General features: G+C 65.2%; 20 protein-coding genes. 8 read left to right on the top strand and 12 right to left on the bottom strand.

The window, feature by feature from the left end:
- Positions 1 to 14: 14 nt before the first annotated feature.
- The 9 genes from AC1ECK_RS29845 to AC1ECK_RS29805 all read right to left on the bottom strand — a co-directional run bounded on the left by AC1ECK_RS29845 (position 15) and on the right by AC1ECK_RS29805 (position 8,001).
- The gene (locus AC1ECK_RS29845) at positions 15 to 1,490 is read right to left on the bottom strand and encodes a helix-turn-helix transcriptional regulator (protein WP_480325683.1); all 1,476 of its coding nucleotides are present in this window, start codon (positions 1,488 to 1,490) and stop codon (positions 15 to 17) included.
- Positions 1,491 to 1,686: 196 nt separating this feature from the next.
- Entirely contained in the window at positions 1,687 to 2,505 is an 819-nt protein-coding gene (gene sctT, locus AC1ECK_RS29840; protein WP_480325681.1) for a type III secretion system export apparatus subunit SctT, read from the bottom strand.
- Complete coding sequence (locus tag AC1ECK_RS29835; protein ID WP_480325679.1) at positions 2,502 to 3,035, bottom strand: type III secretion protein HrpB7; 534 nt, start codon at positions 3,033 to 3,035, stop codon at positions 2,502 to 2,504. Before AC1ECK_RS29835 ends, sctT begins: the two co-directional genes overlap by 4 nt.
- Positions 3,035 to 4,384: a type III secretion system ATPase SctN gene (gene sctN, locus AC1ECK_RS29830; RefSeq protein WP_480325677.1), complete on the bottom strand. Its 1,350-nt coding sequence runs from the start codon at positions 4,382 to 4,384 to the stop codon at positions 3,035 to 3,037. Before sctN ends, AC1ECK_RS29835 begins: the two co-directional genes overlap by 1 nt.
- Entirely contained in the window at positions 4,381 to 5,247 is an 867-nt protein-coding gene (gene sctL / locus AC1ECK_RS29825) for a type III secretion system stator protein SctL (RefSeq protein WP_480325675.1), read from the bottom strand. The genes sctN and sctL overlap by 4 nt, the downstream gene beginning before the upstream one ends.
- Positions 5,232 to 6,056, bottom strand: coding sequence for a type III secretion protein HrpB4 (locus tag AC1ECK_RS29820; RefSeq protein WP_480325673.1), 825 nt, complete (start codon positions 6,054 to 6,056; stop codon positions 5,232 to 5,234). Before AC1ECK_RS29820 ends, sctL begins: the two co-directional genes overlap by 16 nt.
- Before the next feature lie 17 nt (positions 6,057 to 6,073).
- Positions 6,074 to 6,916 carry a type III secretion system inner membrane ring lipoprotein SctJ gene (gene sctJ, locus AC1ECK_RS29815; RefSeq protein ID WP_480325671.1) on the bottom strand — a complete coding sequence of 281 codons (843 nt, stop codon included), beginning with the start codon at positions 6,914 to 6,916 and terminating at the stop codon, positions 6,074 to 6,076.
- A 64-nt stretch (positions 6,917 to 6,980) separates the two neighbouring features.
- Positions 6,981 to 7,376: a type III secretion protein HrpB2 gene (locus AC1ECK_RS29810; protein WP_480325669.1), complete on the bottom strand. Its 396-nt coding sequence runs from the start codon at positions 7,374 to 7,376 to the stop codon at positions 6,981 to 6,983.
- 37 nt (positions 7,377 to 7,413) lie between these two features.
- The gene (locus tag AC1ECK_RS29805; protein WP_480325667.1) at positions 7,414 to 8,001 is read right to left on the bottom strand and encodes an HrpB1 family type III secretion system apparatus protein; all 588 of its coding nucleotides are present in this window, start codon (positions 7,999 to 8,001) and stop codon (positions 7,414 to 7,416) included.
- Between the two features lie 339 nt (positions 8,002 to 8,340).
- On the opposite strand from AC1ECK_RS29805, the gene sctU reads away from it, so the two are divergent.
- Genes sctU through AC1ECK_RS29770 form a run of 7 tightly spaced genes read left to right on the top strand, consistent with a single transcriptional unit; the run spans position 8,341 to position 15,696 of the window.
- Positions 8,341 to 9,417: a type III secretion system export apparatus subunit SctU gene (sctU, locus tag AC1ECK_RS29800; protein WP_480325665.1), complete on the top strand. Its 1,077-nt coding sequence runs from the start codon at positions 8,341 to 8,343 to the stop codon at positions 9,415 to 9,417.
- 38 nt (positions 9,418 to 9,455) lie between these two features.
- Positions 9,456 to 11,567: a type III secretion system export apparatus subunit SctV gene (sctV, locus tag AC1ECK_RS29795; RefSeq protein ID WP_480325663.1), complete on the top strand. Its 2,112-nt coding sequence runs from the start codon at positions 9,456 to 9,458 to the stop codon at positions 11,565 to 11,567.
- A 10-nt stretch (positions 11,568 to 11,577) separates the two neighbouring features.
- Positions 11,578 to 12,312: a type III secretion system protein SctP gene (sctP, locus tag AC1ECK_RS29790; protein ID WP_480325661.1), complete on the top strand. Its 735-nt coding sequence runs from the start codon at positions 11,578 to 11,580 to the stop codon at positions 12,310 to 12,312.
- Positions 12,309 to 13,733 carry a type III secretion system cytoplasmic ring protein SctQ gene (gene sctQ / locus AC1ECK_RS29785; RefSeq protein WP_480325659.1) on the top strand — a complete coding sequence of 475 codons (1,425 nt, stop codon included), beginning with the start codon at positions 12,309 to 12,311 and terminating at the stop codon, positions 13,731 to 13,733. The genes sctP and sctQ overlap by 4 nt, the downstream gene beginning before the upstream one ends.
- On the top strand, positions 13,717 to 14,367 hold the full coding sequence (sctR, locus tag AC1ECK_RS29780) for a type III secretion system export apparatus subunit SctR (RefSeq protein WP_480325657.1): 651 nt from the start codon (positions 13,717 to 13,719) through the stop codon (positions 14,365 to 14,367). Before sctQ ends, sctR begins: the two co-directional genes overlap by 17 nt.
- Positions 14,368 to 14,378: 11 nt before the next feature.
- Complete coding sequence (gene sctS / locus AC1ECK_RS29775) at positions 14,379 to 14,642, top strand: type III secretion system export apparatus subunit SctS (RefSeq protein WP_074295048.1); 264 nt, start codon at positions 14,379 to 14,381, stop codon at positions 14,640 to 14,642.
- Between the two features lie 40 nt (positions 14,643 to 14,682).
- Entirely contained in the window at positions 14,683 to 15,696 is a 1,014-nt protein-coding gene (locus AC1ECK_RS29770) for a hypothetical protein (RefSeq protein WP_480325655.1), read from the top strand.
- Between the two features lie 109 nt (positions 15,697 to 15,805).
- Here AC1ECK_RS29770 and AC1ECK_RS29765 read toward each other — a convergent pair whose 3' ends face one another.
- The 3 genes from AC1ECK_RS29765 to AC1ECK_RS29755 all read right to left on the bottom strand — a co-directional run bounded on the left by AC1ECK_RS29765 (position 15,806) and on the right by AC1ECK_RS29755 (position 18,568).
- Positions 15,806 to 17,197 (bottom strand): FAD-binding oxidoreductase, encoded by a 1,392-nt coding sequence (locus AC1ECK_RS29765; protein WP_480325653.1) that lies wholly within the window; start codon positions 17,195 to 17,197, stop codon positions 15,806 to 15,808.
- Between the two features lie 246 nt (positions 17,198 to 17,443).
- Positions 17,444 to 17,656 (bottom strand): DUF1059 domain-containing protein, encoded by a 213-nt coding sequence (locus AC1ECK_RS29760; RefSeq protein WP_480325651.1) that lies wholly within the window; start codon positions 17,654 to 17,656, stop codon positions 17,444 to 17,446.
- A gap of 207 nt (positions 17,657 to 17,863) precedes the next feature.
- Positions 17,864 to 18,568 (bottom strand): SDR family NAD(P)-dependent oxidoreductase, encoded by a 705-nt coding sequence (locus tag AC1ECK_RS29755; protein ID WP_480325649.1) that lies wholly within the window; start codon positions 18,566 to 18,568, stop codon positions 17,864 to 17,866.
- Between the two features lie 173 nt (positions 18,569 to 18,741).
- Between AC1ECK_RS29755 and AC1ECK_RS29750 the strand changes: the two genes are divergently transcribed.
- The gene (locus tag AC1ECK_RS29750) at positions 18,742 to 19,671 is read left to right on the top strand and encodes a LysR family transcriptional regulator (RefSeq protein ID WP_480325838.1); all 930 of its coding nucleotides are present in this window, start codon (positions 18,742 to 18,744) and stop codon (positions 19,669 to 19,671) included.
- Positions 19,672 to 19,687: the final 16 nt, after the last annotated feature.

The raw sequence follows: 19,687 nt of genomic DNA, 5'->3' as shown, positions 1-19,687 counted from the left end.
CACGCTGCAAGGTTTTATCTTTCGAGCGTCTCGGAGGGCGCCTCATGGAACTGCTTGCGATAGCCGTTGACGAGCGTCGAGCGGTTTTGCACGCCCCATTTGCTCGCGGCGCTCAGCACGCCACGGTCGCTCGCATACGAACCATCGGTCAGCTCGGCGCGAATGCGTTCCATGCGTTGGCGCCGGATCAGTTCGGTGGGCGAGAGACCGAGGAAGTTCTTGAACGCGCTTTGCAAGGCTCGCTCCGTTACGCCGATCTCCGCCGCGACTTCACGCACCGACAAATCGCGCCGGTCGAGGTTGTCGAGCACATAACCATAGGCGCGGCGGTACTTGGCGGGCAGGCGGGCGCTGACGTCGTCGAGCTGCGGCGACGGCTTGGCGCTGCGGTTGAAGGTCGGCGCACGCACATGCGAATCTTCACGCAGACATTGCATGGCGACGAGCGCATAGCGGCTGTATAGCTGCAGCGACTCCTGGGTGCGTCCCTGCGCCTGGCGCGTCTTGGCGGTGCAATACAGATACTCGAGATGACGATGGCCGGTGGTGCCGTTGCGGCCGATCTGATGCAGCGGCTCGAGCACCGAGTGGGCCAGATGCGGCGCGGCGCCCGCCAGCGTCGCCAACGCGATTTCCAGACGCAAGGTGCGCTGATAGTCGCCGAGACCCTGCTCGCGCGCCCAGTTCAGATAGTCCTGCAGTCCGCCCATCGCCTCGCGGTCCGCACAGGCGGCGAGCCGCAAGCGCTTCAGGTAGTCGATGCGGCCGCGCAGCAGCGGCGTGCGAATCCCTTGCACGGCCTCGCGCAGGACGTCGACGGGTGTCTCGGCGGCCTGCGGCAGGCGCAGCACACGGTCGCTCGACAAGGCCGACTGCCAGTAGACATGATCGCCCAGCGCGCCGGCGCTACGCACTTCGCCCTGCACGGCGAGATCGAAGCGCAGCGTCGCAAGCAGATCCTGCCAGTGCTCGAGGTGCTCGTCGATCTCGCGCTCCACCAGTTCCGTGAGACTTTCGAGTGCGTCGCTCGCCTCGCCGGTCCGGCCGAGTTCCTGCAGCACGCAAATCATGCCGAAATGCGCTTCCGCGGCACGCGCTGGCTCGATCTCGGGCTCGTCCGCCACACGCGAGAAACACGCTAGCGCCGTGCCGAGCCGGTGGCGAAAGAACGCCTGCCATGCGGCGTTACGGCACGAGGCGATGCGGATCGCATGCTTCGATGAACGAATCAGTTTTTGCGAGCGGCGATAGTTTTCTTCGGCTTCCACTTCGATTCCGAGCATCAACTGCATATCGGCTTGCAATTGCAGGCCGGACGAAGCGTGCTCGGCGGCGCCCGCCTCTTCGGCCCAGCGGCTCACGTGCTGGCGTGCGGCACCGAGCTTGCCGTTGAGCAGCGCGTCGAGGTAACGGGAGGACAGTGCCGGTTCGGCAGCCGGAGTGGGTGTAGCGAGAGCGGCGACAACGGGGAAATACAGCATCGAGAACATGTTCGACTCCTCTGATTGCGGACCGCGTCGCGCGCTGCAAGCACGCGTCATCGGATGGAGTCAATGTAGCCAATCGCTCGGGTCGAACTTTCAATAAATCTGACATTTGGCGCGCATTTGAGAAGTGTTGAGTGTTGAACCCTCAAGTTTCTCAAGTGCCCCAATTCGATCGGGACCGCGTTTTCTCAAGCAAAGCTCAAGGCTTGCCCGGCTCGTGCGTCAGCGTGCGGAATTGCGCGGCGAGCCCCGCCACCGTCACCTGCTCGCGGACCTGGTCCACGAAGATGCCGACGAACAGCGCCAGCATCAGCACGGTCACCGCCCCCTTGACCGGCTGGCTCAAGGTCATCAGATCGAGCTTGGAAGCCGACTTCGCAGCGAAGCCAAAGGCGAAGTCGATCAGCAGCAGAATCAGCATCATGGGCGCCGCGAGCTTGGCGACGGTCTGCATGAGCGTATCGGTCTGCTGCAGGACGAACGATTCGAGCATGTTCGACACGTTTATCCCCGTCGATGTGATCGGCCACCAGTGATACGACTCGTAGAGCGTGCCGAGCAGATAGGTCATGCCGCCGAGCGCCCAGAACGCCACGGTGGCGACCTGGCCGAGCAGCGTGGCAGTGGGCGTGGATTGCTCCTGGCGGGTCGGATTGATGATTTGCAAGCTGTTATAGCCGGTCAGATCGTCGATATAGGTGCCGGCGCCTTCCGCCACCCAGAAGACGAGAGACGCCGCATAACCGATCACCAGCCCTATCGTTCCCTCGCGCAAGCCGATTTCGAGCAGCGCGACGCCATGCAGCGATTCGATGAACGAAGCCGGCTGACCATAGGCGACATACGAGCTGAACAGCAGCACAATGGCATTGCGCACTACCCCTTGCAGCAGACCGTCGGCGGTGGGCGGAAAGATGAACATCACGATGAACAGGCGCAGCGAGCACACGCCGATCAGCGTGATATAGCCGACCAGCAACTGGCCGAGCTGCGGCAGCGCGGAAAAGATATCGTTCACGCCTGCGCCCTCTGCTGCTGGAAACGTCGTGCAAGCGCGGTCTCTTCCGCTTCCTCGTCACTGGCGTTTTGCGCCGCCTCATCGTGCTGACGGCGAATCTGCACGATGCGCTCGCCGCATAGATCGATACGGCCTCGATTGAGTGCGATATCGCGCTGGATCTTTTCGATTGCGGCGGTGCTGTCGTGCACGGCCGCTTCGGCTTGCGCCAGTTCGCCTTCGAGCAAGCGCAACCGGTCGCCGACCACCTCCAGATAGCGGCGGCAGCCGTTCATTTCGTCGAGCGCGAACGCTTCGGTACCAGTCATCATCGTCTCGATTCGATGCTGATAGAAACGCAGGATGCCGGCTTCGTGCTCCACCTGCGCGGCCTTCGCATCGCGAGCCGCTTCGAGCGCCGCATGGCCGGTGCGCTGTGTGGCGAGCGCCGCGCGCAACGTGTCGTCCAGACGCCGCCGCCGTGTGCATGAGCGCTCGAGCGCGATGACGCGGCGGTCGCGCGAACCGCTGCCTCCCTGCGCCGCCGCCATTAGCCGAGCCCGCTCAGTGCATACAACTGCGCCTCGGTCTCGGCGGGCGCGGCGTAGTCGGACGTGCGCTGCGAGAGAAAGGCCTTGATCGAATCGAGCTTGGCGATCGCCTCGTCCGCGAGCGCGTTGGTGCCGGGCTGATATTCGCCGATCTGCAACAGCATCTCCACCTCGCGATGCTTGGCCATCAGTTCGCGGATCCGCGCGGCGGCCTGCACATATTGCTCGGGCACGACCTGCGGCATCACACGCGAGAGACTCGCCAGCACGTCGATGGCCGGGTACTGGTTCCTTGCCGCAATCTCACGCGAGAGGATCATATGGCCGTCGAGAATCCCGCGCACTTCTTCGGCAATCGGGTCGCTACCGCTATCGTCTTCCGCCAGCACCGTGTAGAGCGCGGTGATCGAACCGGTTTCGCCCATGCCGGCACGTTCGAGCAGGCGCGGCAGCTCCGCGAAAATCGACGGCGGAAAGCCGCGCCGCGCAGGCGGCTCGCCGGCCGCGAGACCGATCTCCCGGCCGGCCCGCGCGAAACGCGTCAGCGAATCCATCATCAGCAGCACACGCTGGCCGCGGTCGCGAAAGTATTCGGCAATCGCGGTCGCCACATAGGCGGCCTTGGCGCGTTCCATCGACGAGCGGTCCGAGGTCGCGCAGACCACCACCGAACGCGCCATCCCTTGCGGCCCGAGGATCAGTTCGACGAACTCGCGCACTTCACGCCCGCGCTCGCCGATCAGTGCGATCACGTTGACGTCGCACGAGGCGCCGCGTGCGAACATGCCGAGCAAGGTACTCTTGCCGACACCCGCGGGCGCGAAGATGCCCATCCGTTGCCCTTCGGCGAGCGTCATCATGGCGTCCACGACACGCACGCCGGTGGCGAGCGGCGCGTCGATCATCCGGCGGTTCATCGGATCGGGCGGCGAGGCGAAGATCGGCCGCAGCGTATCGGACTCGATGGGAGGACCGCCGTCCACCGGTTCACCGAGGCTGTCGATCACGCGGCCGAGCAGCATATCGCCCACTTTCACCGCGAGCGGGCGACCCAGGCCGATCACCTGGGTCGAGCGCGAGACATTTTCCAGCCGTGAAAACGGCGACAGCAGCGCCACGTCACGAGTAAAGCCAATCACCTCGGCATGTTGCAGCAGCGTGCCGTTCGGCGCGCGCAGTTCGCACAGTTCGCCGAGCGAGACGTCGAGGCCCGCCACCTTGATCAGCGTGCCGATCACTTCGAGCACCTTGCCGGTGCGCGCCACGCCCGGCACGGCGAGAATCTCGCGCTCGATCGCGTCGGTCAGCCGCTCGAAGTCGATCGTGCGGGTAAGCCACGGCGTGCTCATGCGGCTTCCTCGCCGGCGGCCTGGGCTTCGTCGAGATTCGCTGCGTGGAGATGATCTTCGGCGTCGGCCCCGGCAGCCTCACCCGATGCTTGCGCCAGTTCCGCCGCTTCGGCAGCCGCGTCCGCTTCCGCCTCTTCGACCGAGCGCTTCAAGGCCCGCGACACTGCGCTGCGCATCGCGCGAAGCTGCGTGTCGAGACTCGCATCGACCGTGCCGAAATCCGATTCGCAGATGCAGCTTCCGGGGCCGAGCCGCTTGTCGGCCACGACCGAGAGCGGAATCGGCCGCCCCAGTTCGTGCCAGCGTGCGGCGAGCCGGTCGAAGGTCGCCTTCGCTTCGTCGTAATCGTCGGGATGGACCGCGACGCGCAGATAGGTCGCGCCATCGACGATCCGGTCCACCGTCGCCAGCGCCCGCTCGAACAGCGCCTCGTGGCGCTCCACCCGCACGATCTGCTCGACGGCCGAGGCGACGATCCCCGCCAGCCGTTCGCGCATGCGAATCTGCAACTGGCTCTGCGCGTCGGCCACATCGGCGAGGCGCTCCATCCAGTCGGCGAGCGCGCGGTCGCAGCCGTCGCGATAGCCCTGCTCGGCGGCCGTGTCGTATTCGTGCTGGGCCTCTTCGATGATCTGCGCGGCCTGGGCATGGCCCGCCTCGATAATCTCCGCGGCGGCTTCACGCGCGGCGGCGAGCAGCGCTTCGCGTTCGGCGGCGAGTTCTGCATAGGCCGCATCGATCGACACCAGCGTGCCGAAGGTCTCGCGCGACAGCACATCGCCGGCTGCGCCGACACGCGCCGCCAGCCCATTGGCGCCGATCTCGCCGGGCGCCGACCGGGCGCTTTTCAACCAAATAGCCATGCCCACTCCGGTAGCAGTTCAGACAGACGCGCAAAGAGCCGCGCCGTGCCGAGCGCATCGAGTTGCGGCGGCACGGCGGCAAGCCAGGGCGGCGTCGGCAGGACGCGCGGCAGCGCGAGCCTGAGCAACGGAAACGGCACTCGCGGACCGCTCTGGTCGGCGCTCGCGAGATCGCGCAGCAGCAGCACGCAGCCTTCGATCGCGAGGGCGGCGGCATCGAGTGCGGCCAGCGGCGGCATCGCCGCGCGTGCGGCAAGGCGGGCCGTATCGGGAGCCTCGGCCAGATGCGCATCCTGAGTGAGACGGTCGATGCCGACGCCCGCCCACTCGGAGAGCAGCGAGCGGCTGCGCTTGTCGATCAGACGCCGCGCCTCCGCGCGCCGGAACGACAGCGCACGCATGCGCAGCACCTCCAGGCCGGTCCGCGCGGGCAATACGTCGAGCAAGGCTGCATTCGGTCGAGCCGCCGGCTGACCCGCTGCGTGAGCTGAGGCCGTGGACAAGCCCGCGCCGCCCGTCGCACCTGCGGCGAGCGGCAATGCAACGCGCAACGCGGGCTGCGTCAAGGCGTCGAGCGGCGGCATGCGCACGCCGGCGGCCTGCACAAGCGCCCGTGAACAGCATTCCACCGCCGGGGCGCTGGCTCGCAGCAACGCCGCGCGCCAGCCGGCAAGCTGCGCGTCGTCGGCGCCGAGCAGCGCCGCGCTCCACGATGGGTCCGCCCAACGGACCGTCTCCGCCAGATTGCGGCGATACGCGTCGAGCGCGGCGGCCGCACGCATAAACGGCAAATCGACGGGAGCGTTCATCGGCTATGCATCGACATTCAACCGGCCGCGCCCAGCCGCCGCAAACGCGCCAGCAGCCCGTCGAACCGGCCCGCCGGCGCATCGCCTGCGGCCGGGCCGGGGGCAGCCGCTGCCCGGTCCGCGGCGCGGCTCGAACGCCCCGCCAGCACGCCGCGGCGCACCAGCACCAGCAACGCGGTCGCCACCAGCACGGTGGCCCCGGCCAGCACCCCGAGCAGCCATCCCGGCACGCCGTTCGACTGCGGCAGTTGCGACAGTTCGACGGGATCGGCCGCGACTGCCGTCACGCTGACCTGGTCGTAGGTCAGACCTTCCACGCTGTGCATCACCAGCGTCTTGATCTGCGGTACGAGCGCGCCGATATCCGAGTCCGGGCGGTATTTGATAAACACAGCCGCTGAAGAAGGCTTGATGGTCTGCGCAAGCGGATCGTTGTTCGGCAACACGATCTGCACACGCGCCACCAGCACGCCGTCGATCTTCGACAAGGTCGACGACAGCTCCTGCGACATTCCGTAGATAAAGCGCACGCGCTCTTCGGTCGGCGTCGAGACGAGGCCGTCCTTCTTGAACAGGTCGCCGAGATCGTCGAACTTGTTATGCGGCAAGCCGCGCGCACGCAGCACTTCCATCGCGCGCACGAGCTGGCCGTCGTCCACTTCGAGCGACCAGGTCTTGCCGGCGTCCGGCGTATCCTTGGTCGCATCGACGCCGCGTTCGAGCAGCGCCACCACCATCTCGTTGACATCCTGCTCGGACAGGTTGCCGTACAGCTCTTTCTTGCAGCCGGCGAGCAGCACGCAAAGCGCAAGCACGCACAGCAACGGCGCGCTGCGGCGAATCGGCGTTCGGTCGAACATGGCTAAGCCTCGCGATTGCCCGCATGACGGACGCGCCTTGACAGCGCCATCGTCGACAACGGTCTTATTGGTTCTTCATCAGCGTTTCGATGGCCGACTTCGACGAGTCGACCACGCCCATCTTCGCTTCCAGATCGAGCTGCGTGCTGGCGAGTTCGAGCGTCATGCGGATCGTGCCCGCGCTCATCTCGTTCATCGTCAGGGTCGGCGCACGCTGGGCGAGATCGAGCGCATCGTTGACCGTGTGTTGCAGTTCCGCGTCCTGCGAGGCGACCAGCTTCGAGGCCACCGCGGTGCCGTCGTCCTGCGGCGCGGCCGGCGCGCTCATCGGCGCCTTCTGCATCAGCGACTGGAACTTGTCGGCGAGTTGCGTGGACGTTTGCGCGCCCGGCGCTGCCGCCCCTTGCGACAACTGTTCGAGCGACGCCTGTAGCGCCGACGCATTGACGTTGACGGTCATCTGCGGCTCCGTAGCGAATGAAAAGACTTAGGGGGCATCAAGCGCGCAGGAACGAAGCATGCGGCATCTGCGCGGCAAGCGGCGCCGGCGCCACGGCTGCCGCTACCGGGGCAGGCTCGGCGGCTTCGGTCTGCTCGTTGAACTCGGCCAGCGCCTCGCACGAGGCCGGCGTGACGAACTGGCCGCCGTTGCGGCGCACGCGCATCGCATTGAGCAGGTCTTCGCGTGCTTCGAGTGCCCGCACCAGCGCTTGCGTGTCGCGGCTCGGGTTGATCTCCATCGCTTCGGTCGCACACTGCTTCCAGTCCGGATCGCCCTTGGCGGACAGGCAGAACGCCAGCAGCGCCTTCGCATAACCGAAGCGCGGCGCGTTTTCGCCGACCTGGCGCAGCACATGGATCGCATCGTCCCAGTGGCCGCGCACCATATGCAGGATGCCGTCGAGAGTATCGATCTCGGTCACGCGCGGACGCAGCACGCGCAGCGCGTCGAGCACCAGTTCGATGTCGTACGGATCGGCGGAGACTTTCGGGAAGTTGCTGAGCAAGGCGGTCGAGACGGTTTCGATCAGCCCGCCGATCACATTGGGGCTGCAATTCATGTATTCCGGCGTGCTGGCGGTCATGGCGACTCACTCCTGGGAGAGACGTTGAAAACGGCCACGCCACGCGCGGCCGGTCACGAAGGATGGCTCAAACATAGCAACTGAGGCCGCCGCACAAGCGCAGCGACGCGAAGCGAGCACAGCGGAAGCGAAGCCGGAGCGGCACGGTGCGGTGCAACGCCCGAGCCGGCGCCGCCAGGGCACGGCCGCAGGCGCCGCGACGCATGGCGGGCTTCGCAACGCGCGTGACAGCTTCGCTTCGGGCGGCGTACCGCAAGTGGGCAAGCGCTATCGTCGAACGAGCGTGGCGGCGCAAGCCCGCCGAGCGCGCCTTGCCGCCCCTTCCAGCCGAGCCGATGCATGAGCGAAGAAAAGACCGAAGAACCCACAGACAAAAAGCTGAAGGACGCGCGCAAGGAAGGCCAGGTCTCGCGCAGCAGCGATCTGACCGACTCCATCTCAATGCTGGCGGTCGTGGTGTTGCTGGCCGGTGGCGCGAGCCGCTTCAGCGATGCGATGCGCGCCGTGGTGAACACCGCGATGACCTTCGTCGCCGGGGACCATTCGCTGACCAATATGAACACGCAGCTCTACAAGCTCGGCGGCGTCGCGCTCTCGGCTATCGTGCCGTGCGTGTGCGTGGCGGCGCTCGCCGGCGTGGCAGGCTCGCTCGGCCAGGTGGGCATCCAGATCTCCACCAAACCGGTGACGCCCGATCCGAAAGCGGTCAGTCCGGCCGCGGGTCTGAAGCGGATTTTCTCGGTGCGCACGCTGATCGAGTGCGCCAAGATGGTCGTCAAGGCGGCGATCATTTTCTGCGTGATGTGGGCGTCGATCAAATGGCTGTTTCCGTTGATCGTCGGCTCGCTCTATCAACCGCTGCCCGGTCTCGTACGGATGTTCTGGGACATCCTGCTGAAGCTGTTTATGGTCGCGGCGGCGGTGTTCGTTCTGGTCGGCGCGGCCGACGTCAAGCTGCAAAGCTTCATGTTCATGAAGAAGATGAAGATGAGCAAGGACGAGGTCAAGCGCGAGCACAAGAACCAGGAAGGCGACCCGCGCATCAAGGGCGAACGGCGCCGGCTCGCACGCGAAATGGCCACCGCGCCGCCGCAATCGAAGGTGGGGATGGCGACCATGATGGTCGTGAACCCGACCCACTACGCCGTCGCCGTGCGCTATGCACCCGAAGAGCATCCGCTGCCGCTGGTGATCGCCAAAGGCATGGACGAGCAAGCCGCGCAGTTGCGCCATGCGGCCCGCGATGCCGGCGTGCCGATCATCGGCAACCCGCCGGTGGCCCGCGCGTTGTACAAGGTCGCGCTCGACCAGCCGATTCCCGAGGAACTGTTCGAGACGGTAGCTGCGATCCTGCGCTGGGTGGATGCGATCGGCGTGCGGCGCGAGCAGGCCGATCCACCAGACGCGCTTCACTAGTTCACCAGCTAATAAGCACTCCGACCCGAGACCCTACCATGCTCAAGACGCTGAAACTCCCCGCAGGCGGTGAAGTCGGCATCGTGGCGCTGATCGTCGCGATTATCTCGCTGATGATCCTGCCACTGCCGCCGGCGCTAATCGACATCCTGCTCGGGGTGAACATCACGATCAGCGTGACCTTGCTGATGGTGACGATGTATGTGCCGGACGTGGTCTCGCTTTCTGCCTTTCCGTCGCTGCTGCTGTTCACCACGCTCTACCGCCTGTCGTTGAACATCGCCTCCACCAAGTCGATTCTGCTGCACGCCGAAGCCGGCCATATCATCGAGAGCTTCGGCGAACTGGTGGTGGGCGGCAACCTGGTGGTGGGCCTCGTGGTGTTCGTGATTATCACCACGGTGCAGTTCATCGTGATCGCGAAAGGCTCGGAACGGGTGGCCGAAGTCGGCGCGCGCTTTACGCTCGACGCGCTGCCCGGCAAGCAGATGAGTATCGACGCCGACTTGCGCGCCAACCTGTTGACTGCCGAAGAAGCGCGCAGAAAACGCGCCACCCTGGCCGTCGAAAGCCAGTTGCACGGCGGCATGGACGGCGCGATGAAGTTCGTCAAGGGCGATGCGATCGCGGGTCTGATCATCACCGCGATCAATATCGTCGCGGGTATCGCGGTGGGCGTCGCGTATCACGGCATGAGCGCGGGCGAAGCGGCCAACCGCTTTTCGATCCTGTCGATCGGCGATGCAATGGTGTCGCAAATTCCCTCGCTGCTGCTCTCGGTGGCGGCCGGCGTGATGATTACCCGGGTGGCGGACGAGCGCCAGACCAAGCAAGGCTCGCTCGGCGACGAAATCGGCCGGCAGCTCGGTTCCAGTTCACGGGCGCTATATTTCGCTGCGGTGTTGCTGCTCGGCTTCGCGGCGGTGCCGGGTTTCCCCGCCGCCTTGTTCCTGCTGCTCGCAGGCACGCTTGCCTTCACCGCGTATCGGCTGGACAAGAAAAAGCCCCAGCAGCAAAGCCACGAACTCGAGTCGCTGCATGCCATGCAGCGCTCGGGTTCGAAGATCGACGTGCCCGCCATCCTCGCCCGCGCGCCGCAGTTCACCTGCGCGCTCGGCGTGCGGATCGCCCCGGACCTGGTGGCGCGGCTCACCATGCCCGCGCTGGACAAATCGTTCGAGACCGAACGGGCCCGCTTGCAGGAGGAACTCGGGCTGCCGTTTCCCGGCATCACGATGTGGAGCTACGCTGCGCTGCCTGCCGCGACTTGCGAAATCCTCGTGCACGACGTGCCGCAACTGGCGATCGAACTGCCTGCCGGCAAGGTCATGCTGCCGGAAGCGACCCGCATGGGGCAATCGAGCGCGGCCGCAGCGGCCACGCCTACCAGCGAGGAAGCCAACGCGCTCGCCGCGCTGCTGGCGCAAAGCGAGCAGCGCGGCCCGATCGATTCGAGCGGCGCGGCCACGCATTGGCTGGAAGAGCGCTCGGTGCCCGCCAAAACGCCGGTATGGCGAGCCGAACAGGTGATTGCGCACGCGTCGGTGGCGCTGATGCGGCGGCATGCGCCGCTCTTTCTCGGCATCCAGGAAGTGCAGTGGATTCTCGACCAGCTCGCAAGCGACTACCCCGGCCTCGTCGCCGAAGTGCAGAAGGTGTTGCCGCCACAGCGGATTGCCGACGTGCTGCGCCGCCTGCTCGAAGAACAGATCTCGATTCGCAACGTGCGCACGATCATGGAGAGCCTGATCGCCTGGGGCCCGAAAGAAAAAGACATGCTGATGCTCACCGAGTATGTGCGCGGCGACCTGTCGCGCTTCCTCGCGCATCGCGCCGCGCGCGGCGAACGCACGCTCTCGGCGGTCCTGTTCGACATGCCGGTCGAACAGCATATCCGCCAGGCGATCAAACAGACGCCTACCGGCAACTTCCTCGCCCTGCCGCCCGATGAAGCGACGCTGCTGATCGACAAGATCCAGTCGTTTGTCGGCAAGGTGCCGCACGACGGCGTGGCGCTGGTGACCTCCATGGATATTCGCCGCTACGTGCGCCGCATGATCGAAGCGCGGCTAGGCTGGCTTGCCGTGTACTCGTACCAGGAACTCGGCGAGCATGTCGAACTGCGGCCACTTGGCCGCGTGTCGATCTGAGGCCGCCGCGATGACCCATATCGAGTCGCGTCATCTGCGCATCATCCCTGGCCACGGCGACGCTTATGACGATGCGTCTGCCGAGCCGTCGCCCGCAACGGCTTCGCGCGGCCGCCCGTTCGACTATGCCTCGTTGCTGGGACGGCGTCGCGCGCTGCACCGTCTGGGCGGCAACGCCAATGCCAATGCGCAGGCCGAAAGCGGGAGCGACGGCGAAGACGCGCAAGCAGATGAAAGCGGCGCGCATGCGCCACAGGCGCCCCGCCCGTTCGCACGCGAACCCGACCCGCAAGACGACACACCGTGGGACAACGCTGCCGGTCACGCAGCGGGCCGCTTGCCGGGCGGCACTGCCGACGAAGCCGCCGATTCCCCCGAGCGCCTGGCCTTACGGGCTCGTGTCGCCGGCGCGGCAATGCCGGTGGTCTCGGCGGTCTACCAGCAGCAGCAACGCTGTCTGCATCTGCTCGGCTCGCTGGCACGTGAAATCGGCGCGTTCTGCAGCGAGCGGACCATTGCCGACGCCGGCAATTGGGAGGTGCAGTTGCCGCTCGATCAGAAACTGCTGCCGCAGACCACGCTGTATCTGTCGCTTTCGCGTTTCAGGCTCCAGCTTCGGTTCGACGCGCCGGATATGGCAGCCCGCCAATTACTCTTGGACCATAGCAGCTTGCTCGAGAGAGAGCTCGACACGATGCTGCGCGCGTGGGGTGAAGCCCGCGAAATCGAACTCACTGTCTGGTGATTGATTCCCAACGCATGGCCGATCCGCTCGCCGAACCGAGAACCGCAGAAGCCGCACGCAACGACGCGCGAGGACGACCCGCGCGCGGCGCAGTGGACCTCTCGCAGCCGCGCGGCGCGACGCCAAAGCAGGTGGAGCAGCCTGCCGCCGCAGCCGCGATCGCGCCGCTACGGCCGCCCGCGATCAGTCGTGCGGCGGCACGCGTGACACGCAGCGCCTGCGACGCGCGGCTCGCGATGCGTTGCGCCGCCCTGTGTGGCATCACCGAACTCCGCGCAGCCGTGAGCGACCCGCGCATGGTGGACGCGCAGTTTGCCGACCCGGCCGTCGTCGAACTCACGGTGGCGTTGCCGGGCGGCACAGCGAGCGCAGCCATCCAGGTGGCGCTCGATCTGCAGTCTTATGCGGCGCTCGCGATTGCCGCCTGGCCCGAACGCGAGGGGCCTGCAGGTCTTGCGCACGCAACAACGCCGCTCGCGCCCTCGATGTCGACCAACTCGGCGGACATCGCGCTACGCAATGCCGTGGCTGGCGTCGTGCTGGAGCCGTTGCTCGCGCAACTGACGCGCTTCGGCTTCAAGGATCCGCGCGTGGTCGCCGTGCGCCGCCGGCGTTTGAGCGAAACCGGCCATCCGGAGCGCAACGTGGCGGGACACGCGCACCGCGCGAGGTTGAGCGAGGCCCATGCCGTCGCGTTGTCGTTCGTGCTCGAAGGCCGGCGCTTCGATCTTGCAGTCAGTGCCGATCTGCGCTGCTACGACCTGCTCGACACGCTGTTGCGCGCCGCCCCCGATACCGCATTGCAAGCGAACCCCAGTGTGGACGGCGCCACCCCTGCGCCGCCGCAACCCGACCTGGCGATCCCGGGCCGCCTGATCATCGGCATCAAGCCGCTGCCGGTCGCAACGCTGAACGCGCTCGAGCCTGGCGACGTGCTGTTGCGGGGCGCCTTTGCTTCGTTCGACGCGACGCTGCTCGCAGCGCCCGCCGACCCTTCCGTGTCTCGTATGCGGCCGCGCGCCGTCGCCGCGTGGGGCACCCCCGGGCTCACGCGTCTGTGCGCCGCTGTGGAAATCGACGGGCGATCGCTCGTCATCGTCAAGGAGCCGAACATGTCAGAAGAGCTGGACCCGGCGAGCGCCGACGCCGGGCTCGCGATCGATCAACCCGAGGATCCGATCCGTATCGGCGAACTCGAGCTGCCGGTGCAGTTCGAGATCGACACGGTCGCCCTGCCGCTCGCGCAGTTGTCGGCGCTCGGCCCCGGCTATGTGGTGGAGCTGCCGGTGCCGGTTGCCGACGCGCAACTGCGGCTGGTCGCGCACGGACAAACCATCGGCTACGGCGAGCTCGTCACAGTGGGCGAGCATCTTGGCATTCGCATCATTCGCATGGCGCACAGGCATGGTCCAGTTCAGTGATATTACCGGGCTGCTGCTCGTCGTCGTCGCCATCAGCCTGTTGCCGTTCGTCGCCATGGTGGTCACCTCCTACGCCAAGATCGTCGTGGTGCTCGGCCTGCTGCGCAATGCGCTCGGCGTGCAGCAGGTGCCGCCCAACATGGTGCTCAACGGTATTGCGATCCTCGTCTCGGTGTACGTGATGGCGCCCATCGGCATGCTCGCTGCCAAGACGCTCGAAGGCCAGCAGCTCGCCGCGCAACCGTCGCAGGCGCTGATCCAGGCGTTCGGCGCCGCCCGCGAACCGTTTCGCGGGTTTCTGGAAAAGCACGCCCAGGAGCGCGAAAAACGCTTTTTCCTGCGCTCGGCCGGCGTCGTATGGCCAAAGGAGCAAGCGCAGGAACTGAAGGAAGACGACCTGATCGTGCTCGCGCCGGCCTTCACGCTGACCGAGCTGACCGATGCGTTCAAGATCGGCTTTCTGTTGTACATCGCGTTCATCGTGGTCGATCTGATCATCGCCAACGTGCTGCTGGCGATGGGCCTGAACCAGGTGACGCCGACCAACGTCGCGATCCCGTTCAAGCTGCTGTTGTTCGTGGTGATGGACGGCTGGTCGACGCTGATCCACGGCCTTGTCATGACTTACAAGTAGCGAGGGCCACCATGGATATCGATTCGCTGATCCGCTACACCACCGAAGGCATGCTGCTGTGCCTGACCGTCTCGCTGCCGCCGGTGATCGTCGCGGCGGTGGTCGGTCTCGGCGTGTCGTTCCTGCAGGCGATCACCTCGATGCAGGATCAGACGCTCTCGCATGCGGTCAAGCTGATTGCGGTGACGGTCGCTATCGTGATCGCCGCGCCGCTTTCGTGCGCGGCGGTCCTGCACTTTGCCAACGAAATCCTGCAGGCGGCGGTGCCGCTATGACGCGGCGCCTCGACTGTGGACCTCAAACCAGGCGAAGGTCATGAGCCGGATCTCTCATTCGAACGGCAACGAAACGGCCGCGGCCAACGCGCAGCACACGGCCGCGGCCCAGCAAAAAAGCGCCAATGCCCAGGGCGCGCGTAACGGCGCGCAGTTCGCGGCGCTGTACCGCGGCACGACCAATTTCACTTACGGACAAGACCCGCAACGCGGTCCGTCGGTCAGCTCGGTGCGCGCCAGAAAGATGGCCGACCAGTTGGCACGCAAGCGCCGCGCGGCCAAGAAGCAACGCGGGGGCGGCGCGGGACTCGACGACGACGGCCCCGAAGACGCCGACGCCCATCACGCCGACGCTCATGCGGTCAACCGCGACGGACGCGGCCGGGGCGGCGGGCAGTCGCATGACGATCACTCTGAAGAACATGATTCGGGCAGCGCGCCGACCATGAAGGTGCGCAAGGATAGCGCCATGGTGCCGCCGCCCGCCGGACGGCTGGAGACGATCGCCGCGCAGTACGCGCAACCGGGTCAGGAAGATGCACGCAATGCGGCGCTGCGCGATGCATGGTGCGGCGCGATGCAGGCGCTGCTCGGGCAGTTGTCTGCCAGCCCGCAGTCGCCGTTCGCGGCCCCCGTGCTGGAGCTTTCGATGGATCTGCTCAGTGCGCAGCAGCGCTTTGGCAAGTTGCCGTCGCTCGGCCTCTCCTCGCTGCGCGATCGCAATTCCAGCGCTCCCGGCGCCGGTGTGACGCGGCTGCCGCCGCCCGAGCGGGTGCAGCGCTTCAACCTGTTATATCCGTTGCTGTGGCTGCATGCGGATATGCCTTATACCGGGGCGCAGCGTGCGCGCGCATTGGATACGCTGGCGACGCTGCGCAGCGGCACGCTGAGCCGTGCGATGGCGGCCTCCGCGGGGCCGGACGGCGCGATCGGCGCAGGGACTGCCGCCCTCTCTTCGCCGCATGCGTCCGCTTCGCTGCCGAACGGAGCGGGCGTGGCTTCGTCGCAGGCCACCTTGACGCCTCGCCAGGCGTTTCCTGGCGGACGTCGTTAAGATGCCGCTTGCTCGCTGTTTGCTCGCTGCTTTCTTCTACCCGGCGCGATCGTAGCGACAACGGTCGGCCGGTTGAATATCCAGCCGACCGTTGCGCACCGCGTGCACGTTACGAAGCCAAAGGCTTGATGTTCTGATTGTGACGGAACAGGTTGTGCGGGTCGTACCGGGTCTTCACCTCGACAAGACGGTCATAGTTCGGCCCATACGCCGCGCCAATACGCCCGGTCTCCTCCTGCGTCAGGAAATTGACGTACACGCTGCCCAGTGCAAACGGCGTCACCGTCTCGAAGAACGCCCGCGCCCAGCCGATACACTGCTCATCTTCGCTCGCGTCGTTCCAGCGGCCGTGCACATTCATCACATATTTCGCATCGCGACTCGAATAGGCCGTAGCCTCAACCGGAACACGAGCGGTTTGTCCTCCGATCTGGCCGAAGAATATTTCGCATTGCGGCGACGGCAGCTTGCCGATCGCGTCGATCAACGTGTCCAGCAATCCGTCCGGCAACCCGGCCAGATTGTGCGATTTCCAGTAATTGCGCGCGCCGGGTGTCAGCAGCGGATCGAACGCCTGTTGCCACATCGCATACGGCATCGGGCCGAGATGCTCTCCGTAAGGGGTGCCGAAGTTGCGCACCGCCTCGAGCGCGCGCGGCCCGTCGGCCACTGCGCCGACATAGCAGCTTGCAAAAGCGATGATCGGTTCGCCGTGCACCTCCTGAGGCAGGAACGGCAGCGGCGGCGCGAGGCGCAGCACGGCCCATACGGAGAGTTCGTCCGGCATATCGTCGGCTGCTGCGCGATATTTCCTGAGCGCATCTTTTGCCTGTTCCAACGGCAAGACGACGAGCCCGCCGTACACCTCCGGCCCCACCGGGTGCAGCCGGAATTCGAACATCGTGACGACGCCGAAATTGCCGCCGCCACCGCGTATCGCCCAGAACAGATCCTCGTGCGCATCCGCCGCGGCATGAACCAGTTCGCCGTCCGCAGTGACGACATCCACCGAGACGAGATTGTCGACCGTCATCCCGTAGCTGCGGCTCAGCCAGCCAAATCCGCCGCCGAGCGTCAAGCCGGCCACGCCGGTCGTGGAATTGATGCCAAGCGGTGTCGCCAGCCCGAAAGCCTGCGCTTCGTGGTCGAAATCCCGCAGCGTGGCGCCCGGTTCGACATAGGCGCGACGCGCAACCGGATCGATCCGTACTGATTTCATCGGCGACAGGTCGATCATCAAGCCGTCGTCGCAAACGGCGCTGCCCGCGATGTTATGCGCGCCGCCGCGCACCGCGAGCAGCAGATCGTTATCGCGCGCAAAGGCCACCGCGCGCCGGACATCGGCAACGCCGGCGCAGCGCACGATCACTGCCGGGCGCCGATCGATCATGGCATTCCATATGCTGCGTGCGGCGTCGAAACCGGGATCGGCAGGCAGCAGCACCTGCCCTCGCGTCGCAACTTTTAGCGCTTCAATTGCATCGGTAGATAGGTTGGTCATGAAAACCTCCTGGCACGCGGACGATACTTCAGACTACTGTTAAGGGAATCTAGAAATAGCGAAGGCTTGGCCTTCATCCAGGAGGAGCGACAACACGCGTCGCAATCGGTGAATCCGTGCAGGCAATGTACGGAAGAGGTGTCGTAGTCATGGCGAGATACACAGCTACGGTCAAGGCAAATTCTTTTTAGTGGGTGGGAGTCGTGAAGCGATCGATCGTCAATCGATCTGCCGCACTATCGTGCGTTATGCGTGACGAGGCGTCTCCATGGGGGGCGTGCCGTCATGGAACAGCGTCTTCAACTGCGAACGCAGCTCGGGCGAATCGGCATGCTTGTGAACCGTGACCGCGTGCTGTACGGCCGCCTCCAGCAACTCGCTTTCGGAATCCGCGGATAGCGCGACTGAACAGTTCATTTCGCTCGGAAATTCCCGGCAATCGATATATTTGCGCGTCATGATGCTCTCCTCATACGAAAGTAGTCAGGGGTCTTGAACGAATGAGCGCGCGGCGTGCCGCGCGAAGTGCCAGGGACACGATTGCGCCTCCTTGCCGCAAGCGAAATGATTCTGAAAGTATAGGCGGCGTGTAATGAATTTGAAGCCGTTCGGCGAAATTCATGGCGCTCAGAAAGAGCGATGCTGTGACTTTGGCGCTTTCGCCGCTCACCAGGGAACGACTCTTCCCAGGTAGTCCAGGTAATGCAATCCGGAGCGCCCTTCGTAAGCCTCCATCGTGCTCACCAGGTTCGGAATGCTTTCCTCGATACTCAGACGCGCGTCAGGACCGCCCATGTCCGTCCTGACCCATCCAGGCGCCATCAACAGCAAGGTTCTCGCGTCGTTCCGGTGACGCGCCGCAAAGCCGCGCATAAACATGTTGAGTGCGGCCTTGCTGCCCCGGTAGACGTCGTATTTGCCGTTCTCGTTGTTTGTGATGCTGCCCTGCCCGGACGACATGACACCGATGGTTCCGGCCGGCCGCACAAGGTGCTGAAACGCCTCGATTATTCTCATCGGACTCAACGCGTTCGTCACCATGAGACGCACGAATTCCCCGGTCGAGACATCGGCGATCGTTTCATGATGGTCGTTTGCGACGCCGGCATTCACGAAGAGCACATCCACGCATCGACCCTGAAGACGTTCACGCAACACGGCGACCTGGCCGGGAATCGTAATATCGACTGCGTCAACTTCCAGCGCGCCCTCGGTGCGCTCCGAGAGTTGACGCAACCTTTCCGTTGAGTCCGTCCTCCCAGTGGCAATCACACGCCAGCCGCGCTTGAGGTATTCCTCGACCATGGCGAATCCAAGGCCGCGGGATGCACCGATGAGGAGGACGGTTTTCTGCGAAGAGATGTCTTGCATTGATCGCTCCTTGCGAATGAGACCCGATAGAACGTGGCGTTGAGATATCACACGTTCGCTGCTGAGTCGGTACGCTGAATATATCGGCGAGCCAGGCATGGCGGAAGGCGCAGCAGTTGCACTTATAACGTGCAGCAAACGCCATGTCTGAACCGATGATGCTACGATCGGGCATGTCAGAACCCGACCTGAATTTACTCATTGCGCTCGACGCATTGCTTGCCGACGGCAGCGTGGCCGGTGCTGCACGTCGCCTGGGATTGAGTGCCTCGGCCATGAGCCGAACCTTAACCCGGCTTCGCGAGGCGACCGGTGACCCGCTGTTGGTTCGGGCGGGGCGTCACATGGTGTTGACACCTCATGCGGAGGCACTGCGTCAACGCGCTCGGAATACGGTTCATGAAGCACGTGCCGTACTGCGTCCCTCAACGGCGGAAGCGGATTTTTCAACGCTGCAGCGGACCTTGACCATTCGCGCCAACGACGGTTTTGTGGAGGCTCTCGGCGCTTCGCTGATCGCCGCGGCGACCGCGGTTGCGCCACGCGTGCGTTTGCGTTTTACGCCCAAATCCGAAAAGACGGCGGCGCATCTGCGCGACGGCTCCGCTGATCTCGAGATCGGTGTTTTGGGCGAAATGGGACCGGAAGTCCGCGTGCAGGCACTCTTCCGGGATCGTTTTCTTGGCGCCGTCAGGCAAGGCCATCCGCTCGCGATGGAGCGCGAGGTGACAGTCGAACGGTACATCGCCTTCGGCCATGTCGTCGCTTCACGACACGGTCGCACAAGCGGACCGGTCGATGAAGCGCTGGCCGCGTTAGGGCTGGAACGAACCATTGTTGCCGTGGTTCCGAGCTTTCACGCCGCGCTCGCCGTGGCGCGAGCCTCCGACCTGATAGCGCTCGTGCCCGCGTCTCTGCTGGGCAAGCGGCCCGAACAGCAGGACTTGTCCGCATCAGCCACAGCCTACGCCTTCGAGCTTCCCGTAGCGACCGCGGAGATTACGGTATCGCAGATGTGGCATCCTCGTTTAGAGGTCGATCCTGTGCATCGTTGGCTCCGGCAACTCACGCTAGCCGTATGCCGGGAACGGCTGCGCCTGTGAAAGGTCAGCACTCCGT

The sequence above is a fragment of the Paraburkholderia sp. SSBN10T genome (assembly GCF_056619545.1).
The sequence above is the reverse complement of the archived record's forward strand: the minus strand, read 5'-3'. Positions and strand labels throughout refer to the sequence as shown.

Bases quoted from the DNA above. Each gene is read 5' to 3' on its own strand.
- AC1ECK_RS29845 (WP_480325683.1), bottom strand. From the start codon at position 1,490: ATGTTCTCGATGCTGTATTTCCCCGTTGTCGCCGCTCTCGCTACACCC.
- AC1ECK_RS29835 (WP_480325679.1), bottom strand. From the start codon at position 3,035: ATGGCGGCGGCGCAGGGAGGCAGCGGTTCGCGCGACCGCCGCGTCATC.
- sctN (WP_480325677.1), bottom strand. From the start codon at position 4,384: ATGAGCACGCCGTGGCTTACCCGCACGATCGACTTCGAGCGGCTGACC.
- sctL (WP_480325675.1), bottom strand. From the start codon at position 5,247: ATGGCTATTTGGTTGAAAAGCGCCCGGTCGGCGCCCGGCGAGATCGGC.
- AC1ECK_RS29820 (WP_480325673.1), bottom strand. From the start codon at position 6,056: ATGAACGCTCCCGTCGATTTGCCGTTTATGCGTGCGGCCGCCGCGCTC.
- sctJ (WP_480325671.1), bottom strand. From the start codon at position 6,916: ATGTTCGACCGAACGCCGATTCGCCGCAGCGCGCCGTTGCTGTGCGTG.
- AC1ECK_RS29810 (WP_480325669.1), bottom strand. From the start codon at position 7,376: ATGACCGTCAACGTCAATGCGTCGGCGCTACAGGCGTCGCTCGAACAG.
- AC1ECK_RS29805 (WP_480325667.1), bottom strand. From the start codon at position 8,001: ATGACCGCCAGCACGCCGGAATACATGAATTGCAGCCCCAATGTGATC.
- sctU (WP_480325665.1), top strand. From the start codon at position 8,341: ATGAGCGAAGAAAAGACCGAAGAACCCACAGACAAAAAGCTGAAGGAC.
- sctV (WP_480325663.1), top strand. From the start codon at position 9,456: ATGCTCAAGACGCTGAAACTCCCCGCAGGCGGTGAAGTCGGCATCGTG.
- sctP (WP_480325661.1), top strand. From the start codon at position 11,578: ATGACCCATATCGAGTCGCGTCATCTGCGCATCATCCCTGGCCACGGC.
- sctR (WP_480325657.1), top strand. From the start codon at position 13,717: ATGGTCCAGTTCAGTGATATTACCGGGCTGCTGCTCGTCGTCGTCGCC.
- sctS (WP_074295048.1), top strand. From the start codon at position 14,379: ATGGATATCGATTCGCTGATCCGCTACACCACCGAAGGCATGCTGCTG.
- AC1ECK_RS29770 (WP_480325655.1), top strand. From the start codon at position 14,683: ATGAGCCGGATCTCTCATTCGAACGGCAACGAAACGGCCGCGGCCAAC.
- AC1ECK_RS29765 (WP_480325653.1), bottom strand. From the start codon at position 17,197: ATGACCAACCTATCTACCGATGCAATTGAAGCGCTAAAAGTTGCGACG.
- AC1ECK_RS29760 (WP_480325651.1), bottom strand. From the start codon at position 17,656: ATGACGCGCAAATATATCGATTGCCGGGAATTTCCGAGCGAAATGAAC.
- AC1ECK_RS29755 (WP_480325649.1), bottom strand. From the start codon at position 18,568: ATGCAAGACATCTCTTCGCAGAAAACCGTCCTCCTCATCGGTGCATCC.
- AC1ECK_RS29750 (WP_480325838.1), top strand. From the start codon at position 18,742: ATGTCAGAACCCGACCTGAATTTACTCATTGCGCTCGACGCATTGCTT.